Source organism: Alkalibacterium sp. 20 (genome assembly GCF_001885615.1).
Lineage (GTDB): Bacteria > Bacillota > Bacilli > Lactobacillales > Carnobacteriaceae_A > Alkalibacterium.
Genome location: NZ_LSRN01000013.1, coordinates 28,790 through 45,592 on the forward strand (window position 1 = coordinate 28,790; position 16,803 = coordinate 45,592).

At 32.5% G+C, this 16,803-nt stretch carries 17 protein-coding genes and 1 pseudogene; 9 read left to right on the plus strand and 9 right to left on the minus strand.

Going from position 1 to position 16,803, the window contains the following annotated elements; translation table 11 throughout:
- Positions 1-23 precede the first annotated feature (23 nt).
- From AX762_RS01945 to AX762_RS01960, 4 genes are all read right to left on the minus strand, one after another.
- A complete protein-coding gene (locus AX762_RS01945; protein ID WP_071847486.1) occupies positions 24-326 on the minus strand; it encodes a TrbC/VirB2 family protein in 303 nt (100 codons plus the stop codon).
- A 21-nt stretch (positions 327-347) separates the two neighbouring features.
- Positions 348-653 (minus strand): hypothetical protein, encoded by a 306-nt coding sequence (locus AX762_RS01950; protein WP_071847487.1) that lies wholly within the window; start codon positions 651-653, stop codon positions 348-350.
- A 22-nt stretch (positions 654-675) separates the two neighbouring features.
- Positions 676-1,065: a hypothetical protein gene (locus AX762_RS01955; protein ID WP_071847488.1), complete on the minus strand. Its 390-nt coding sequence runs from the start codon at positions 1,063-1,065 to the stop codon at positions 676-678.
- Between the two features lie 284 nt (positions 1,066-1,349).
- Positions 1,350-1,772 (minus strand): hypothetical protein, encoded by a 423-nt coding sequence (locus AX762_RS01960; RefSeq protein WP_071847489.1) that lies wholly within the window; start codon positions 1,770-1,772, stop codon positions 1,350-1,352.
- Between the two features lie 1,004 nt (positions 1,773-2,776).
- On the opposite strand from AX762_RS01960, the gene AX762_RS01970 reads away from it, so the two are divergent.
- From AX762_RS01970 to AX762_RS02015, 9 genes and pseudogenes are all read left to right on the plus strand, one after another.
- Positions 2,777-3,064 (plus strand): hypothetical protein, encoded by a 288-nt coding sequence (locus AX762_RS01970; RefSeq protein ID WP_071847491.1) that lies wholly within the window; start codon positions 2,777-2,779, stop codon positions 3,062-3,064.
- Positions 3,065-3,862: 798 nt separating this feature from the next.
- Positions 3,863-5,020: a RepB family plasmid replication initiator protein gene (locus AX762_RS01975; protein ID WP_071847492.1), complete on the plus strand. Its 1,158-nt coding sequence runs from the start codon at positions 3,863-3,865 to the stop codon at positions 5,018-5,020.
- Between the two features lie 388 nt (positions 5,021-5,408).
- A complete protein-coding gene (locus AX762_RS01980) occupies positions 5,409-6,206 on the plus strand; it encodes a ParA family protein (protein ID WP_071847493.1) in 798 nt (265 codons plus the stop codon).
- Positions 6,207-6,221: 15 nt separating this feature from the next.
- Positions 6,222-6,452: a hypothetical protein gene (locus tag AX762_RS01985; RefSeq protein ID WP_071847494.1), complete on the plus strand. Its 231-nt coding sequence runs from the start codon at positions 6,222-6,224 to the stop codon at positions 6,450-6,452.
- A 754-nt stretch (positions 6,453-7,206) separates the two neighbouring features.
- Entirely contained in the window at positions 7,207-7,635 is a 429-nt protein-coding gene (locus AX762_RS13255; RefSeq protein WP_083432746.1) for a recombinase family protein, read from the plus strand.
- A gap of 168 nt (positions 7,636-7,803) precedes the next feature.
- A complete protein-coding gene (locus AX762_RS02000) occupies positions 7,804-8,238 on the plus strand; it encodes a hypothetical protein (RefSeq protein WP_071847496.1) in 435 nt (144 codons plus the stop codon).
- Positions 8,239-8,264: 26 nt separating this feature from the next.
- Positions 8,265-8,510 (plus strand): annotated as a pseudogene (locus tag AX762_RS02005) (transposase); the annotation flags it as partial.
- A 164-nt stretch (positions 8,511-8,674) separates the two neighbouring features.
- On the plus strand, positions 8,675-10,165 hold the full coding sequence (locus AX762_RS12515; protein ID WP_143139258.1) for a DUF5067 domain-containing protein: 1,491 nt from the start codon (positions 8,675-8,677) through the stop codon (positions 10,163-10,165).
- 230 nt (positions 10,166-10,395) lie between these two features.
- The gene (locus AX762_RS02015) at positions 10,396-11,241 is read left to right on the plus strand and encodes a hypothetical protein (protein WP_083432747.1); all 846 of its coding nucleotides are present in this window, start codon (positions 10,396-10,398) and stop codon (positions 11,239-11,241) included.
- A 43-nt stretch (positions 11,242-11,284) separates the two neighbouring features.
- Here AX762_RS02015 and AX762_RS02020 read toward each other — a convergent pair whose 3' ends face one another.
- The 5 genes from AX762_RS02020 to AX762_RS02035 all read right to left on the minus strand — a co-directional run bounded on the left by AX762_RS02020 (position 11,285) and on the right by AX762_RS02035 (position 16,800).
- Positions 11,285-11,617, minus strand: a complete 333-nt coding sequence (locus AX762_RS02020) for a type II toxin-antitoxin system Phd/YefM family antitoxin (protein ID WP_071847497.1) — start codon at positions 11,615-11,617, stop codon at positions 11,285-11,287.
- A 301-nt stretch (positions 11,618-11,918) separates the two neighbouring features.
- Positions 11,919-12,422, minus strand: a complete 504-nt coding sequence (locus tag AX762_RS02025; protein WP_071847498.1) for a hypothetical protein — start codon at positions 12,420-12,422, stop codon at positions 11,919-11,921.
- A gap of 188 nt (positions 12,423-12,610) precedes the next feature.
- Entirely contained in the window at positions 12,611-12,745 is a 135-nt protein-coding gene (locus tag AX762_RS13055; protein ID WP_256244352.1) for a hypothetical protein, read from the minus strand.
- Between the two features lie 83 nt (positions 12,746-12,828).
- Positions 12,829-13,545 carry a DNA/RNA non-specific endonuclease gene (locus AX762_RS02030; RefSeq protein ID WP_256244353.1) on the minus strand — a complete coding sequence of 239 codons (717 nt, stop codon included), beginning with the start codon at positions 13,543-13,545 and terminating at the stop codon, positions 12,829-12,831.
- Positions 13,546-13,758: 213 nt separating this feature from the next.
- On the minus strand, positions 13,759-16,800 hold the full coding sequence (locus tag AX762_RS02035) for a type I restriction endonuclease subunit R (protein ID WP_071847499.1): 3,042 nt from the start codon (positions 16,798-16,800) through the stop codon (positions 13,759-13,761).
- Between the last annotated feature and the right edge of the window lie 3 nt (positions 16,801-16,803).

Sequence of the window (16,803 nt, forward strand, 5' to 3'; positions counted from 1 at the left end):
ATAGTTTAAATTATTATTTTTCGTTAAAAAGAAGCGGTTGTTTTTAACCATTCTGATACTGCTAATGCACCAAATAGTAAAATAGCTCCAATAATTAGGCCCATCACAGACGATTTTGCTTCTCGTAACCCTTCACGTCCACCAGTAATGATTTTATATCCGATAATGACAACAAATATTGCAATAACGCCTACTCCTACACCTTGTAATATAGAAAGTATATCGCCTGTAGCACTATTTAAATTGTTTTCTAAGTTGTTAGCATACAGATTAAAAACCTCTTGTTCAGCTGTAGTTTTTATGGCCATTAAATTCTCTTTAATCATTAGTATTCTCCTTCATGCTTATTAATATGATTGCTTATTTTCGGGATTATGAGTTACTGTGTCTGTACTTTTTTCTTGTACTTCTTTTGTTTTAGAGTTCTCTTTTCCGTAAATGTTTTCGAGTGCTTTATTCACTAATTTTTCTTTTTCAGCATTGATAATCAGTGTGGTAAGTTCGGAATAAGGCGTTCCTTTTCCAGTGTTTTCAGAAATAAACAATGTTTCCTTTGCTTCCCTTATAATTTGTTTCTTCCATAAATTTTCTTTAATTCCTTGTTCTATTAAGATTGCTTTTGATAATTTATCTAACTCTAGTTGATTCAACATATATAACTAATCTCCATTTCTATTAATCTTTTGTCAGTGTCAACTTCATATCGACTTCTTCAAAATTTCCTACTTGTTTGAAAAAATAATCGTCTTCTCCATCAATCGAAAAGTTTTCTGTTACGCCCCATAGATATATAACATCATCTTGTTGTTCTGCTAAATAATATCCTCCATCAATAACAATGCCGTCGTACCCTTCATACTGATCAGGAAACACTTCATAATCCGTGACACTTGTTTGATTATTTAAGCTTAAAGTAGCCTGACCGTCTTCAGAAAATTCCGCTACGCCCTTGTTATGACCTTCTTCCACGAAATAATTTTTTTCACTTAAACTAATCGCTTTTTCAGAACAACCTGCCAATACTATTAATAAAAAACACGTGAGTAACACCTTGTTTTTCTTCATAATTTCCTCCATTCCTATGTATATAAGCATCCTTATACTCTAAAAGAACAAGGTGTAAGCATTCATAATTATTAGTTCGAATACATAATTATGAGATATACAAATTAAAAAAATATGCATCATTGCTACATTTAATACCATACAGTAAGTCAAAACTATTAGCAATGTTTGTAATCAAACATCTAGTTGAAGTTTACATTAAAGTTTAGTTATAAAAAAACAACACCCTTAACATTAAATAAATGTTAAGGGTGTTATTTCTATTGATATTATGACTTCTTTTCTTATTTCTTATTTTTTTTATTTCTTATTTTTTTTAATTCTTCAACATCTTCTTTTAAAAACAGCATGGTCTTTCTATTGTTAGAGGCGGAAAACGTGTAAAAAGGATTCAAGTGATTTGAAGCTTTCAATAGTGAATGATACGCTCCTGTAGTAAGTTTCAATTCATCTCTAACCTGACTGGCTGAAAGAACTTTCTTTTCTAACAATACTTTCAAAACAATTTTTTCTATTATGTTCTCACTAATTTTTTCTTCTTTTAAAAAGTTTATTATGTTTTCACTAGTCAAAGGTTGCGAAAAATCATAATCGTTTGCAATTCTTTTTTTCATTGTTTCTTCTATACGTTCACTAGATACATTTGCTTCTTGTAATATATTTAAGATCACCACTAATGACATATGATTTTCTAAATTTAATGGCACAATTTACACCCCTTCTGTTTTATCTACTCTCTTTATCATACATTATTCCACATAGTTTTAGTATATATATATAAAACAATTCCTGTATTTTTACTCTAATTTGCTAATAACTTTAGTTTGATGTTTGACTTGTTGTTTGATTACTTATGGTATAATTAAGGCCACAAGTATTACTACTGAAAGGGACATTTATATGGACCGAACTAATTATAGTTCAAGAAATAAGCTTTTTTCCAAAAAATATAAACTAGTTTTACTTACTTTTCTAACATTTGCCTTCTTATTTTTACTTCAAAATATATTATTAGATCTTTTATTATTTTCAATGAATAGCATGTTGGTGCTTCTAGTACTCTCTATTCTGTTCATTATTGCATTAAAGTCTATAAAATGGATTGTTTATATGTTGATCGGTGTAATTTCACTTTATACAATTTTTGCTTTATTTATCTTTTTAATTTCTTTATAAACCTCTTATTTTTAAACGTAAGCAAGCAGCTAAAGGTAATTCTCTTTAGCTGCTTGCTTTTTTATATTCAAATATAGTGAAAAGTAATAGCGTAGGCAAGAAAGAACGCCTATTAGTCAGTCGTTTTTTCCTATTTCATCAGATGAATTTCCCGAAATTCTTTTAGTTGCATTGATAAAGATTTTTTTCGTTTTCTGAAGCCAAACGCCCTGAACGCCTCAACGAAGTTGACGCAGGGCTTCATCATAACAGGCTGTTCTATGGCAATAAACGCTCGTGAGCCTGCTTTCAGTCCCAACCGTTTATATCCAAGAACAGAAAAGAAATTCAAGAACCGGAAAAACTTTTTCCACATTCCTCTCCTTTTCATTAAAAAAACTTTTTTCTAAAGGAATTCTACTTGCTAACGCAAAAGAATCTCCTAATTTCTTGATTTCCTTTTAACCTCATGATTATAGGCTAGCCAAGAAAACAGAAAAAATTCAGCTTTTGAGCTAACACTCTTGGCTTAATAAAACGAAAAGGAGAAATTAAAATGACAAAAAAAAGAGAAGAAAAAAAGTATCTTAATGTATATAAAAACGGGGTCTTTGTTGGAAAAATAGAGGAACAGACAAAAATCATTGCTAACTTAGTTGCTAGTGTTTCCCCTATTGATAAACTAACATTAGTAAATGCTTTTGACGAAATAGTTTTAACAACGATTGGTTACTTTTTAGATTCCGTTCCAGATAAAATATGGTTACAAGAACTATCTACTTTTCTTGTTCCAATGCAAATGGGAGAAGATGATTTATTCCCCGTTATTTATAAAAAGATTTAAGTTATATCTATAAAACATGAAAGTGAGGTAAAGAGCTGGAATAATATAGTTATTCTTTAAGACCTCTTATAAAACACCTCTGTTTGTTATAAAGGTTCTTTTCACCTGTCAAATATCACTTTAGAGCGTCTTTTATAAATAAAACGGTAAAACCTACTAAAGAAATTTAAAAAAGGTTAGAATAGTTATTTTTAGCTCATAGGCGATGTGTTATTATTCAGATTTATGTTCTGTTCTTGTTTTTAATCTTTTGAATTTTCTTGATTTTATCTTTTAAAAAAAGTTTACAGATAAGTGTAAACCTTATTTATTATTATACTTTAATACTTTAATCTTTTAAACCTTTGCGAACCAACAAAATCAGTATTACCATGCATTTTTAAGTATATAAGACTACAAAAAACTATTTATAGAACTACAAAAAACTATGTACACGACTACAAAAAACTATGTAGTCAACTACAAAAAATCTCCAATGTAGACATGTTGATATGACTACAAAAAACTATGCATACAGCTACAAGTATGGAATAAGTGTAGCTGTATTAAAATAAACTTAATAACCCATGTAATAAGTTTATAAATCAGTTATTATTTACCTATGTGGATTTTATTATATAAATATTCAGATTATTACGTTGATCATTGCTCATGGCTTTAAATGGATATGACTACAAAAAACTATGTATATGACTACATTTAAAGTTGTTATGTAGTCATATAAGTGTTAAAATAAACATGGAGAAACCTATTCGGCAGGAATACTTTCTCTAAATAAAAGAAAAGGTGGTTTACTCTATGTCAGATTCTTACCCTATAATACCACGAAAGGTATTAGATATGAAGGATGTATATTTCCTGAGAGCAGTTGAACATAATGATTTAATTACCAGCGTAGCAAAAATGGATAAAATACCCTTAAAAATATTTGAATTAGCTGTTTCTTGTATTGATACCGAAAATCCACCAGAAGATAATACTGTCTATCTCTCTAAAACAATATTATTTTCTTTTTTTAACGTAGAAGACAACAATAAACATAGTCGTTTCAAAAATTCATTAACTACCCTTCATCAGCAATCAATTTTTGAAGTTAGAGAAGAAGACGAAAAAGGAAAAATGAAATTTAAAATTATCTCTCCTTTAGAAACTACAGAATGGAGTAGTTCCGATGATTCTGTGAAAATTAAATTCACAAATTCTATAATGCCCTATTTAATCAATTTAAGAAAAAACTTTACACAATACTTAATTACAGACTTAATGAATCTAAACAGCAAATATAGTATTATTTTATACAAATGGTTATCGATGAACTTTAATCAATATGAAAATTATAAAGAAAACGGACAACGTAGAAAAGATCAATTAGAACAATTGAAAAATCCATACATTGATTTACAGGAACTTAGAAGAATGACAAATACATTAAAAGAATATGATCGATTCGCCAATTTCGAGAAAAGAGTATTACAAACAGCAATTAACGAAGTTACAGAACATACTCATTTTGACGTTACTTATGAAAAAATAAAAAGTGGACGTTCGATTGCAGGCATACAATTCTATATTACTAAAGATTTAGCAAAGGCCAGTCTCCCTTATAAAGAAAGTAGTCAAAAAGCAAACGAAAGCATAGAACAAAAACAAAATGAAAATAAAAAAATTTACAACAATGCTTTAAACAGTAAATATACCAAAGAACTAGTCCATAATAATTTAATTCTATCTGTAAATATCTTAGACCCAACTTTTATGGTTAGATTAGCAACACTTGTCTTTCCTTTATATGATGATATTAAAGACTTAAAAGGATTAAAGGGTGTAGGAACACATATATCCTACGTTAAAGAACATATGATTGATTATGAAGAAGATAAGAAAAATATTATTAGGTATTTAAAAAAATCAGCAGAAGAATACATCAGATTTTTAAAGATAAACGACATAAAATAAATAGTTAACAGAGAGTAAGCAGCAATCTTTTGATTGCTGCTTACTCTCTGTTTTGTAGTGAAAATATTTCTAAACAGCTCAAAAAAATTAATTTCCAACTTTCTCTTAGCTATTTTTATCATAAATTCTACGACCAGTAAATGATAAATGTAACTTGCTCTTTACAGATGATATCCCTCATTATAGGTCGTAAAATGGCGAAAGACAGACATACAAAAAAAGCTTGAAAATCGGAAAATTATATGTAATTACTATTGAATTTCCGAATGAGTTACAAGTGCACTTGCAAGTACAAGTGCACTTACAAGCACAAGTACAAGTGCACTTGCAAGTGCACTTGTACTTGTGCTATTATAAAATTAGCAAATAACAAGGAGGAACAAATTATATGAAAATTATTACGGTTAACATAAATAAAGGTGGTACGGGGAAGTCGACTATATCATATAACTTAGCTAAATATATAAGCGAAAAAAAAGACCAGAAGGTGCTGCTTGTAGATGGAGACCGTTCATGTAATTTAAGTTATTCATTTGATAATTTAGGAAAATCCACAATTGTTGATATATTCGATAGAAAACCATTAGAAATATATCCAGTCAGTAAAAATCTTGGATTTATAAAAGGCTCTGAATTATTAGAAGATCATTCGCTAGACCTAAAATCTAAACAGAATAATTGTATGATAATGTATATGTGGATTTCAGATAACTACAAAAGAATAGAAGATTACGACTACATGATTATTGATACTCATAATGACGATAGTTTGGTAACTTCAAATTTCTTAGCGGTAGCTGATATTGTTTTAGGCGTTTCAGAACCATCTAGAAACGGACTTAGAGCATGGTTAGAACTAGAAGACACCATAAACTACTTGAAATCTGAATTAATAGAATTGAAAACTAGAGAAACATATGTAAATGCTGAACCTTATCTTTTAGGCAATCGTGTTGATCATATAGGTAACAGCAGTAAGGATTTCTTAGAAGTAGCTGAAAAACAAAATAACTTTATCGGTATAATTCAAAAAAAAGAAATGTTAGCTAAGAGTTTAATAGACGATATTAGTATTTTTGAAAGAGAAAATAAAATGTCAGTAAAAGAAAAAGAGAAACACGAATCATTCTTTAACAATATAAGTAGTGTTTTTGATACTATCTTAGAAAAAGCTGATCGAACATAGAAAGGAGATAATAAAATGAAAAATAATATGAAGGTAAATAGTTTTGATAAAATCCAAGAAGAGCATAATAATAGTAGAAAAAAGCAAACGAAATTCAATAATCCTCAAAAAAAAATTAAAGAAAGAAAAGAACAAATGTCAATCGTCTTAACCCCTGCTAACAAGATTCAATTAAGAGCAATTGCTGATAACGCTGGTATGAGCGCTTCTGAATTAATTGCTTATTGGATAGAAAACAGCAGTTAAATAGAAATTAAATACAAGTGCAAGTACAAGTACAAGTGCAAGTGCAAGTACAAGTGCAAGTGCAAGTACAAGTGCAAGTGCAAGTACAAGTGCACTTGCAAGTGTGTAAAAGATAAAAAAAGGAAAGCAACATATATCTTGAAAAACCGAACTAAAATTCTGAAAAAAGTATAAAAAAAGCACACTTCCATCCTTAACAGATAGGTCATCTGCTAAAGATGGAAGTATGCTTTTTTCTATATTTATATTTTGTCAATAAGTGGTTGGAATTTTACATTTATTTGAATTTTTAAAAAGATTAAGTATTTAGTGAAATATGAGTGATTTTTGAAAGGCTTTCATTACCGGTTTGACAATAATTACTTACTAACATGTTGTTAAGGTGTTAATGGGCATACATATTATTTTGATGATACATATAAATAACGAGATTTAAGTTTATTAACAACAAACTTATTATACGGAGGGATCTATCCTTTAATTAATAATATAAAGAGGAAGAAATTGCAGAGATTGAAGGGAAAATATAAAGTTATATTATTTGGTGCTATAATAGTAATTTTTTTAACATTATTATTTACGCTTCAGATCCGGCCATCGTAGTTAGCTCAAAAGGAAGGTCACATTCATTTTCTCGTAAAAAATCAGAGACTGTTTGCTGAGCTATTTTAGCGGGAAGAATGACGAAGGGAAAAAGATACTTTTAGTAGAACCAAAAGAAGCTGAGGTGGTTAAGCTTATTTTTATATAGTATCTGGCTAGCAATGGCTATCGGGCTATTGCCAACTCCCTTAACAAACTAGGAAAGGAAACAGTTAGAGGAAACAGCCTTAGTACGAAAACGGTGAAGGATATTTTATATAATCCTACGTATGCAGGATTTCTCCGTTACAATCGCTACGAAGAATGGGACACGAAGCGGAGAAAAAGGTACAATCCAAAATATATCATGGTGGAGGGTTCCCATGATTCGATTATTGATGAAGAACTTTACGAGAAGGTTAGGGACCGATTAAAGGTAGAAAGTAAGTACCCGAAAAGAAATAACCGGGGGGAAACTGGCTTGCTACGTTGTCCTGAATGTGGTGGTTCTATGGCAGCCTCAAATACGACTAATGTTCTAAAAATGGCACTAAGAAGAAGATCCGCTACTACAGTTGTGCTAACTTTCGGAATAAAGTAGCCAGCGTATGTCATGCAAACAGTGTCCGGGCAGATAATGCTGAAAAGTTCATCCTAGATTGTTTACGAGAAGTTATCCTGTTCTCCGGGCACCTAACTGAAATAATTGATGAACTTAATAAGCAAATTCAAATCCAAAGAAAGCCTTGGGAAATGGAAGTGAAGGAGCTTGATAGAAACGACACCGGAGCTAGCTAGTGACTTAAAAGAGAGGATAAACAAATTAGAAATTGAACACAGTGAACTTAACCAACGGAACCAAGAGTTGATGCAAATACTAGACACAGAAGGTTACAAAATAAGTAAAAAAGATGCAACTCAAGTGCTACTTCTAGTAAATAGTATAGTCAAAGACACAACACCTAAAGCAATTGTGAAAGCTATTTTGAAAAGCTTTGTCGATCGAATTACATTTGATAAAGACTCAAAGGATGATTATATGATTTACATGACGTTTAATCAGTCAGTTGTAGATAGGTTAAACGAACACAAAACGAGAGAGTCAACAGCCGATAAAAAGCTGTTGACTCTCTCGTTTTGTCTGAAACGGTACAATTGTATTATAATCACAATACATGTTGTTAGCGGTTTATTAATGGCTTGAATTGTAAAATTAAGCTTGACAAATATGACGTTTCTATATTTTTTGCGGATCCTGGCTGTCCTTCTCAGCGTGGACTGAATGAACAATCTAATGGTTTGCTTCGACGAGATGGTTTGTATAAGCAAATGGATTTTAACACCATTAACCAGGCGTTCGTTTCATCCATCGCTATTAAAAGAAACAAAATCCCTAGAAAATCTTTAAACTACAGAACGCCAATTGAAGTATTTTTGGAAAATGTACCAGATTGGAAATCGTCTAGCTTAATTTGACAAACTAAATGGTATATAATGAATTTGAAAAGAATCGATTTTTTATAAGTAAAAATATATATTATGTGCGAAAAACGGTGAATAGAAATTCTAATAACTGTAGACTAGCTTTACTTGACAAACTAAAAAAAATAAAAAAATACTTTTAGGAAAAGAGGATAGTCATGAAAAAAAGTATGATTGGTTTATTGTTTGGAAGTTTCTTGGTACTGGGCGCTTGCTCTTCAGAAGACGCAGATTCCTTAGCATCAGAGATAAGCGACAATACAATTGTTACTGAATCGAATTTTATGGACAATGTTCAATATGAAGTTCCTGATAGTTGGGCAAAGGAAGTCGCCCATGAGAATTTAAAATATTACTACCCTGAAGATGCGATGTTAATGGTTTCTCTTGAAGAAACTACGGGTGACATTCTTGAAGTCGAAAGACAAGAGGAATTTCTTGAGGGGTGGTTTGAGGAAGCAGAAGATGCTGAGCTACTATCTCAATCAGAAACAATGATTAATGATAATAGAGCATTTACTTTTCAAACTAGACAGATAATATTAGGCGAGCGATATGAAGTTCACGCGGTTCTTATGAATACTTCAGAAGGTTTTATAACTTTTAGTATGGCGAATCACCTGAATTCTAATAAGGATTATACCAACGACTTTGAAGAAACACTTAATTCTATAGTAATCTCTGACAGTGTGGTATCTGATGAGGAAATAGATTCTCAAACACCTGAAATAAGCGACAATACAATTGTAACTGAATCTAGTTTTATGATTGGTATTGAGTATGAAGTTCCTGAAGATTGGAGAAAAGAAGTCTCTCGAGAAAATTTAAAATCATACTATTCTGATTACGGTGTGCTTAGGGTTCATTTCACAGATGATAATATAGACCTTTTTGATAGTGAAGCAAGAGAGGTATTTTTAGAAGCATATCACTCCGACTCTGGATCATACGAAGTACTTTCCGAATCAGAAATAACAATTAATGGCAGAGATGCATATAGTTTTGATTTGAAACAAATACATTCTGGCAATGAAATTGAATCTACATTAGTTCTTTTCAATGATTCTGAGGGATTATTTATTTTTCATGAGTTGATTTTTGTTGAATTTGTTGAATCTGATGAAGACTATAGTAGTGTTTTTGAAAACATACTTAACTCTATAGTATACTCTGATAGTCCCATATCGGATGAATCAGAAGCAGTCACTGAAAAAGAAGCCGAAGAATCTTATTTCGATGGTACAGATTTAGTCAAAGAAGATTATACAATCACTATTACCGACTATAAAGTACTACAGCCTGGTGAACAAGGAAATGAGTATGGGAGCGATTCAGTCATTGCATTTTGGTATGATATAACTGTTTCAGAAGACGCTACCAGTACTGAATATAATCCGACCATGCCATGGATGATGACTTTTAAAGCAATACAGGATAACGATGAAAACTTTATAAATGAATTGCGTGTGAGCTCGCTTCCAGATAGTAATTATTTGAATACTCAACTTGTGACCATAAGACCGGGAGGAACAGTAAGTAATGCCATAGCATATAAACTAACTGATTCGGAGACTCCTGTTACCCTAAATGCTGTTGGCAACTTGTTTACAAATGAGCAATTAGGAAGTCATGACTACGATATTCAATAGTAGATTACAATTTTAAAAAAATTGAAATAGCACGTATTTTATAATTGTCTTTTTTACCACATGCTGGATTTTAGTTAATTTACTTGAAGAAGAAAAATACAAACAATATTGCTATTTAGTAAAACCATATGGAATTCCACATTCAGGAAAAATAAAAATGTTTATGGATAAAACTTGGATTATATATAAGGAAAGATAGAATAAATTATTTACAGGGGAAGGGCATATTAATGGACAGAGAATTCATTGTATTTAGAAAAGAAAAATTTATATACATAGAGTATATAAATGGAGAAAGAGCGCGATCTATAGTAAATTCAAATAAGTTTGAAAAAATTGATCGAGCGTATACACTGACTAAAAATGAGCTTGGCATTATAAAAAAAACACTTATTCCTTATACTTTTTCTAACGAAATAGAAGTATCGCCTTCTTATTATTACAAAAAATCATTGGAGTATATGCGAGATGCAAATAGAGAATGTTATAGAAGTTATTTAGATAACTTACAAAAAAAAGTGGGACCATTGACACCGGAAGGATTGGGTAAACTATCCAGTAAAAAAAATGGAATTCGTGGTATTTATGTTATACATAATCACAAAAAAGAAAAATATTATGTAGGGCAGGCAAAAAAATTATACGTTAGAGCAATTATGCATTTTCGAGAAAATAGAGGAAATAATCTTGTGTACAATGACTACACATCTGGAGATAAGTTTACTATCTATCTAATTCCTTTAGAAAAGACAAATTGCTCATCTTTAAATGAATTAGAGGATATTGCAATAAGAGCTTACGAGGCTTTTACATTAGGATACAATAAAGTGCCAGGAAACATACTCGATAAGCCTATTTTCAAAAGTGCAGAGTACCTTGAAGTTGCTGAATTAATAGTCAACAGGATAAAAGACACACAATGGTTTGCTGAAATTTCAAATGATAATAAAAGGATAAAATACACACGACATTTCTTGAAAGAATGGGATTTACCTCAAGATTTACACTTTGTTCATACATTTCCTAAGATGATAAAAGTATATCAAAAAAAGAAAAAGAAATTTCCTAAGAATTGAATGAAAGGATGCATTGCTTAAGATTTTCACTAAACAAAAAATATCATTCATAAATGATACGCAGATCCCTATCGGATAAAGCAGCAAATGGGCTGTGCTCTTGATTTGATTCGATCACTTCAGTGGCTGAAATGAGTTCGCCTGGTCCGGCTGTTACTCGATCATTTAATTGACTATAAAATAGTTTGTTTTCCAGTTCGTTGTAATCTTTCACTAATTTTTCATACACGGCATTACTGAGAATAACGGCTTCAGGTTTATTATGGTTAAAAATAAAGGTTGGTTCTCCTGTTTTACTCGTGTCTTTTATAATTTTTGAAAAGTCTTTTTTAGCTTCTGTGATCGATTTTGTTTTTACATCTAACATTTTCAACATACGAAGCACCTCATTTTTTTTGTTATTTGTTATCTTATTGCAACACATAAAAGAGCTTAATTAAAGTCTTAATAAAGCTCTTTTTTTTATTTTTTCTACAATTAAAGGAATAAGAAAACTAAAAAGAGCGCATTAGTTAAAACTCTAATACGCTCTTTTTTAGTTTTTCTATTTACTGACAGATCATGTCTTGATTCACTTACCCGTTAGGGATGAAGTAAATTAATTATGTAAATGCCTTAATATTTCACCGTGTATCTAGTTTCTAATTTAACTTTTAAGAATAAATATAGTACTAATATTATTTTTTATCAAAAAACATATTTAAATCGCTTTTGTCAGTATCATTAGATAACGCTTCTTCAATCATATCTTGAGCTTGTAGTAATTTAACTTTATCAAAGAAAGGAACTGAAATATAAAAATCACTACCAGCTCTTTGAATGATTAATACAGATAATATTCCACTACCTAAGATACCCACACTGATAAGTAATAAAATTAAGGCTCCAAAAAAGCTATCCACTAGCATATTAAGAGAGATAAAACCAAGAAAAATCCCAGCAAGAATAGGTTTCATCTCATAACTCGTAGAAATTCTAGCAGAACTAATATTTTTCAATGGTATTGATTGATTATCTCTACCGGCTGGGATAATACCTAAGATAGTATTTGCTCCAGAAATTTTAACAAACCTTGAATCTATAGAAATGAACCCTTTTACCCAAAAAAATAAATAGGTTCCCAAAAAAAAGTGTTTTTGGGAATGATTTCTGAATGTAATAAGTAAGATGACAAACCTCATCTAATCAACTATCTAGATATTACCAAAACATATTTCCTAAATCATTACCAAATACCTTTACAAATAAGGCAGGCCTTCTATCCACTAATAAATGGATAAAAGGCCTGCCTATAAAAAAATTACTTGGTTACTTAAAATTACTATCTTTTTCTTTATTAAACAGAGTTTAAGAAAAAAACATCTGTTTATTATTCTCCGATCATTCCGTCCCCATCGTTGCCACGCATGTATTCATAAAGCCAATGCCCTCTTCTTATAGGCATAGAGAATCCAGCATCTCTGGCTTCTTTGATGGTCACCATTCCATTATTATTTGTATCCACTGCAGAAAGATCTTCACCGGGTTTTTCTGGTTCTACAACGGAACTTTCGGGAGAAGTTACAACTTCGTTTGAATTACTTGTTGTTAAGCCTTCTTCTTTGTTGTACTCATCAGGATTTCCATTCGCGTATTCATCAACAACGTCATTGCCGAGAATCGTATATTTGTATTTACTTGGTATCTGCGTTTCGGTGTCAGGATAAGTAATAATCGCCTCAAAGTTTGTTGCTCCACTGCTTGACGAATATTTCGTTCCTTATAAGCTTGATCACCGTGCCTATTTAGCACGCTATCTTGCGGAGTAATATTGTAGGCATTGGATACCCCACCCAAAGAATCCGCAATAACGTGTCCTTCATCAAGATTAGAGTTTTCGACCCCAGGGACTTTTGCTTCATCACAGTAATACCGGCCATTGGACTTAACAGGTTCTGTATCATCATCTTGGAGGATAATCTCATCTGCTATAACACGTACAAGTTGTCCATATTCATTAGTGAAACCCCGATACTCACGGTTTTCAAAACCAATATTTACACGTACGTTTGGTTCCCTGTATCCAGACAAACTGCCACCGTCGACAATAATTATCTTGTAACCGTCTATCGAATCATCAGTCTTGTCATCTTCAGTCTGAACAACTTCCTCAATGGGTTCTTCCGCTTTCTCCGAAGGAAATATGGAGGATGTAGAAGAGTCTACTTCTTCTATACTCTCTATCTCTTCTGATACAACACTTTTTTCTACCTGAATACTTTCTGCCATTGTCTCTATACTTGAAGTATCTGTTGTTTCAATCACGTCTGTTTGGGAACTACCTGCTCCTAACAATAGTGACGTAGAAAGTAAAAAGAAGAGCAGTTGTTTTTAACATATCATTTTATTACTCCTAAACTTTATAAGTTTTGAAATTTCCAACCGTTCTGTCATTAAAAAACCTTTTGTATTGATTGAGGAACACTTTTACTTAATTGTAATCAGACGTGTTCCTCTCATATATTCTTAAGTCATCCTCTATGATCTACGTAAAGGTAAAATATCTTCATGAATCATATCTGTGATGGCTTCTTTTGTTTCTTTCCAATACGTTAATCGTCTGGCTGGGTTTTCTGTATTGGTTTTATAGCTTTCATAATCGCTTGTATGCTTCAGTTCTGACTCTCCATTTTGTTTTTGTTTTTTAATATTATAGTGATTAACGTAAAAGGCTAATGAGCTTTCTTCTATAGCCCACTCTTTTGAAAGGCGGTTCACTTGATAAGCTATGGCTTCTTGAATCATCTCTTCCAATAGACTAGAGACTTGTTTGCCACGATAACTTTCTGGTTCTTCTTGTATATCGTTCCATAACTGCTCCATTAGTTCCGCAAGTTTAGGATTGATTCGTTTCAAATCATTGATATAAGTATCAATTTCTTCTGAATCCGACTCTAATGTTGGACTAACTTCTGATTCGATATAATCTGGAACCAATGCCTGAATTAAGAGTAAGATGTACTCGTAATTGATATCCTCTGTTTTGACAGATTCTAGTTCATACTCAATATCCATTTCAATTTTCTCATCTTCAATTATCTCAGGTTTGATCTCTTCTATGACATTGATATATTTCCCATGAAACTCTTCAATTTCATCATGTGTGATCTGATAGTCTGTTTCTAATTCAGAATCGTCATATTCTGTGTAGAGCTGGATTGCCGCATAAGCCTTATCCAAACTCTGATACGCTTTTGCAAATTTCTTTTTCTGCCCGTCATTTAATTCATCAACTGATTCAGGATGAACAGCTAATTGTCTCAATGCCTCTAAAGCTTGCTTAAAGTCCTTTTGAGCCTCTTCAAATACAGGTGCTAACAAGTCGTTCTCACCACCATTAGAATACAAGACAAGGGCATCGGTTACTTTTTCTTCATAGGTTGCAGGTGTTTGGAACGTGACCACTTGACCGAAGTGTTTGGGACGGTCAAATAAACGATTCGTGCGTGAAAAAGCTTGGATCAGATTATGTGGTTGCATGGGTGCACGGTCAATAAATAAAGTCGACAAACATGGTGCGTCAAAGCCCGTCAATAAACGATCGACTACAATGACGAGATCCAGTTGTTCTTTTCTAAAGAGGTACTTTTCTTGTTTACGTGCTAGACGATCATTCACGTTCTTGTTGTAAGCACGCATGGTTTCAACTGAGAAATTCGTATCAAATAAAGCATTGTAATCTTTAATGGCTTCTTCCATCATGTCTTGGTTGATAACCGATGTTTCCTCGTTTTCAGAAATAGAATAGGTGATCGCTATTTTTGGAAAGTCGGGTAGTTTACTTCTGGTCTTCTCACTAATACTAATCGCTTTTTCTCCAGCAACAACTTCTTTAAATAAAGAATAATACCGTTGGGCTTGCGCAATAGAAGACGTGGTTAGGATCGCATCATATGTTTTCCCTGAACCATTTTGAAAGCCTAATTTGCGTCCAGATTTGTTTAGAATAGAATGAATCACTTCCAGCATATGTTTTTCATCTTCATAAACGGATTTCGGAATTTTAGCTTCCTTTTTTAGTTCCGTTAGCGCTGATAGTTCTGCATCTGGGTCTACTTGTAAGACGATATCATCTAATTCATCGTCTGAGAACGTACTCTTGTATTCAATTTGGAATCCAAGGACCGCTTTATCATGAATGGCTTCTTTAACCGTGTATTCATGTAGTCTGTGACCATATTGTTCTTCCGTTGTACGAGCTAAGTTCCCCACTGCTTGTTTGGCGTTTTCAGCAAAAATAGGCGTTCCTGTATACCCATACCAAAGAGGATGAGAGAAAAAGCGTTCAATTTCTTTTTTCTTTTGTGGCGATACTGCCCGATGGCATTCATCTACTACAAAAGCGAGACGCAGTTTTTTTAACTTTTTGTATCTGGGTGTGTCTTCTTTTCCTTCAAAGCGTTTCATGACGTGGTTTAATTTTTGGATCGTCGTGACTACAACCGTACGGTCAGCTGAAAGCAATTTCTTGATTAAATCTTTTACGTTGTCTGTCTCATCGATTTCAATCACATCGTGTTCGGCATATGAGGTAAAGGAAGACGTCGTTTGTTGGTCCAAATCCACCCGGTCAACAACAAAAATCGTTTTGTCTAATGAAGGAATTTGAAGCAAGTTACGAGCTGTCTTGTAAGACGTTAATGTTTTACCTGAACCGGTTGTATGCCAAACATAACCCGACTCTTGTCGTTTAGAAGCGGCTTTAACTGCTTCTATCGCATGAATTTGATAGGGTCTTAATAAGATTAACGCCTTTTTATTGCTGTCAATGACGGTATATTGCGTAATCATTTTATGTGCTTGCGGAATAGATAAAACCTGTTGAGCAAACTCTAAGTAACTGGTGACTGGCCCATTCTCTGAATCAACCCAAGTCGTTAAAAATTGTTCATTCAGCTTTGTATCTTGTGCTGCAGCTATGTAGCGTGTGTCACTGCCGTTCGACACAATAAACATTTGAAGTACTGAAAAAATACCGGTAAATTTACCTTGGACGAGGTATTTCTTAATTTGACGAAAAGCTTCCATATAAGAATGGGCTCTATTTTTTAGTTCAATATGAATCAATGGCAACCCATTGATCATTAACGTGATATCAAAACGGCGATCTCGATCATCTGTGCTCTGTTTAAAGCTTGTAAATTGATTAATGACTTCATAAGAAGACATTCCTCCAGCAATATCAGCACGATTTAAGACTCTTAAACGAACCGTTCCAAGCGACGCATCTTCTCGTTGCACTTGGACTTTTGCAATCCCATTTTCACCCGCTAACCATTTAGACGCTTCGTAGAAGTTAGCAAATTTCAATTGGTTTTGAACCTGACGGAATTCTTGTTCCGTCAGGTTCACTTCATTTAAGATATCTTTGTTGTTGCGTTCGAGTTTTTCTCGAAAGTTTACCCATAATTTATCTTCTGTGTTTAGATCTTTCCGATAGGTCCATTGCGACTCACCGCTGATCAATTGGTTAATGAGATTTTGTTCCAACTCTGATTCAGAAGTAAACGTGATAGCCATACA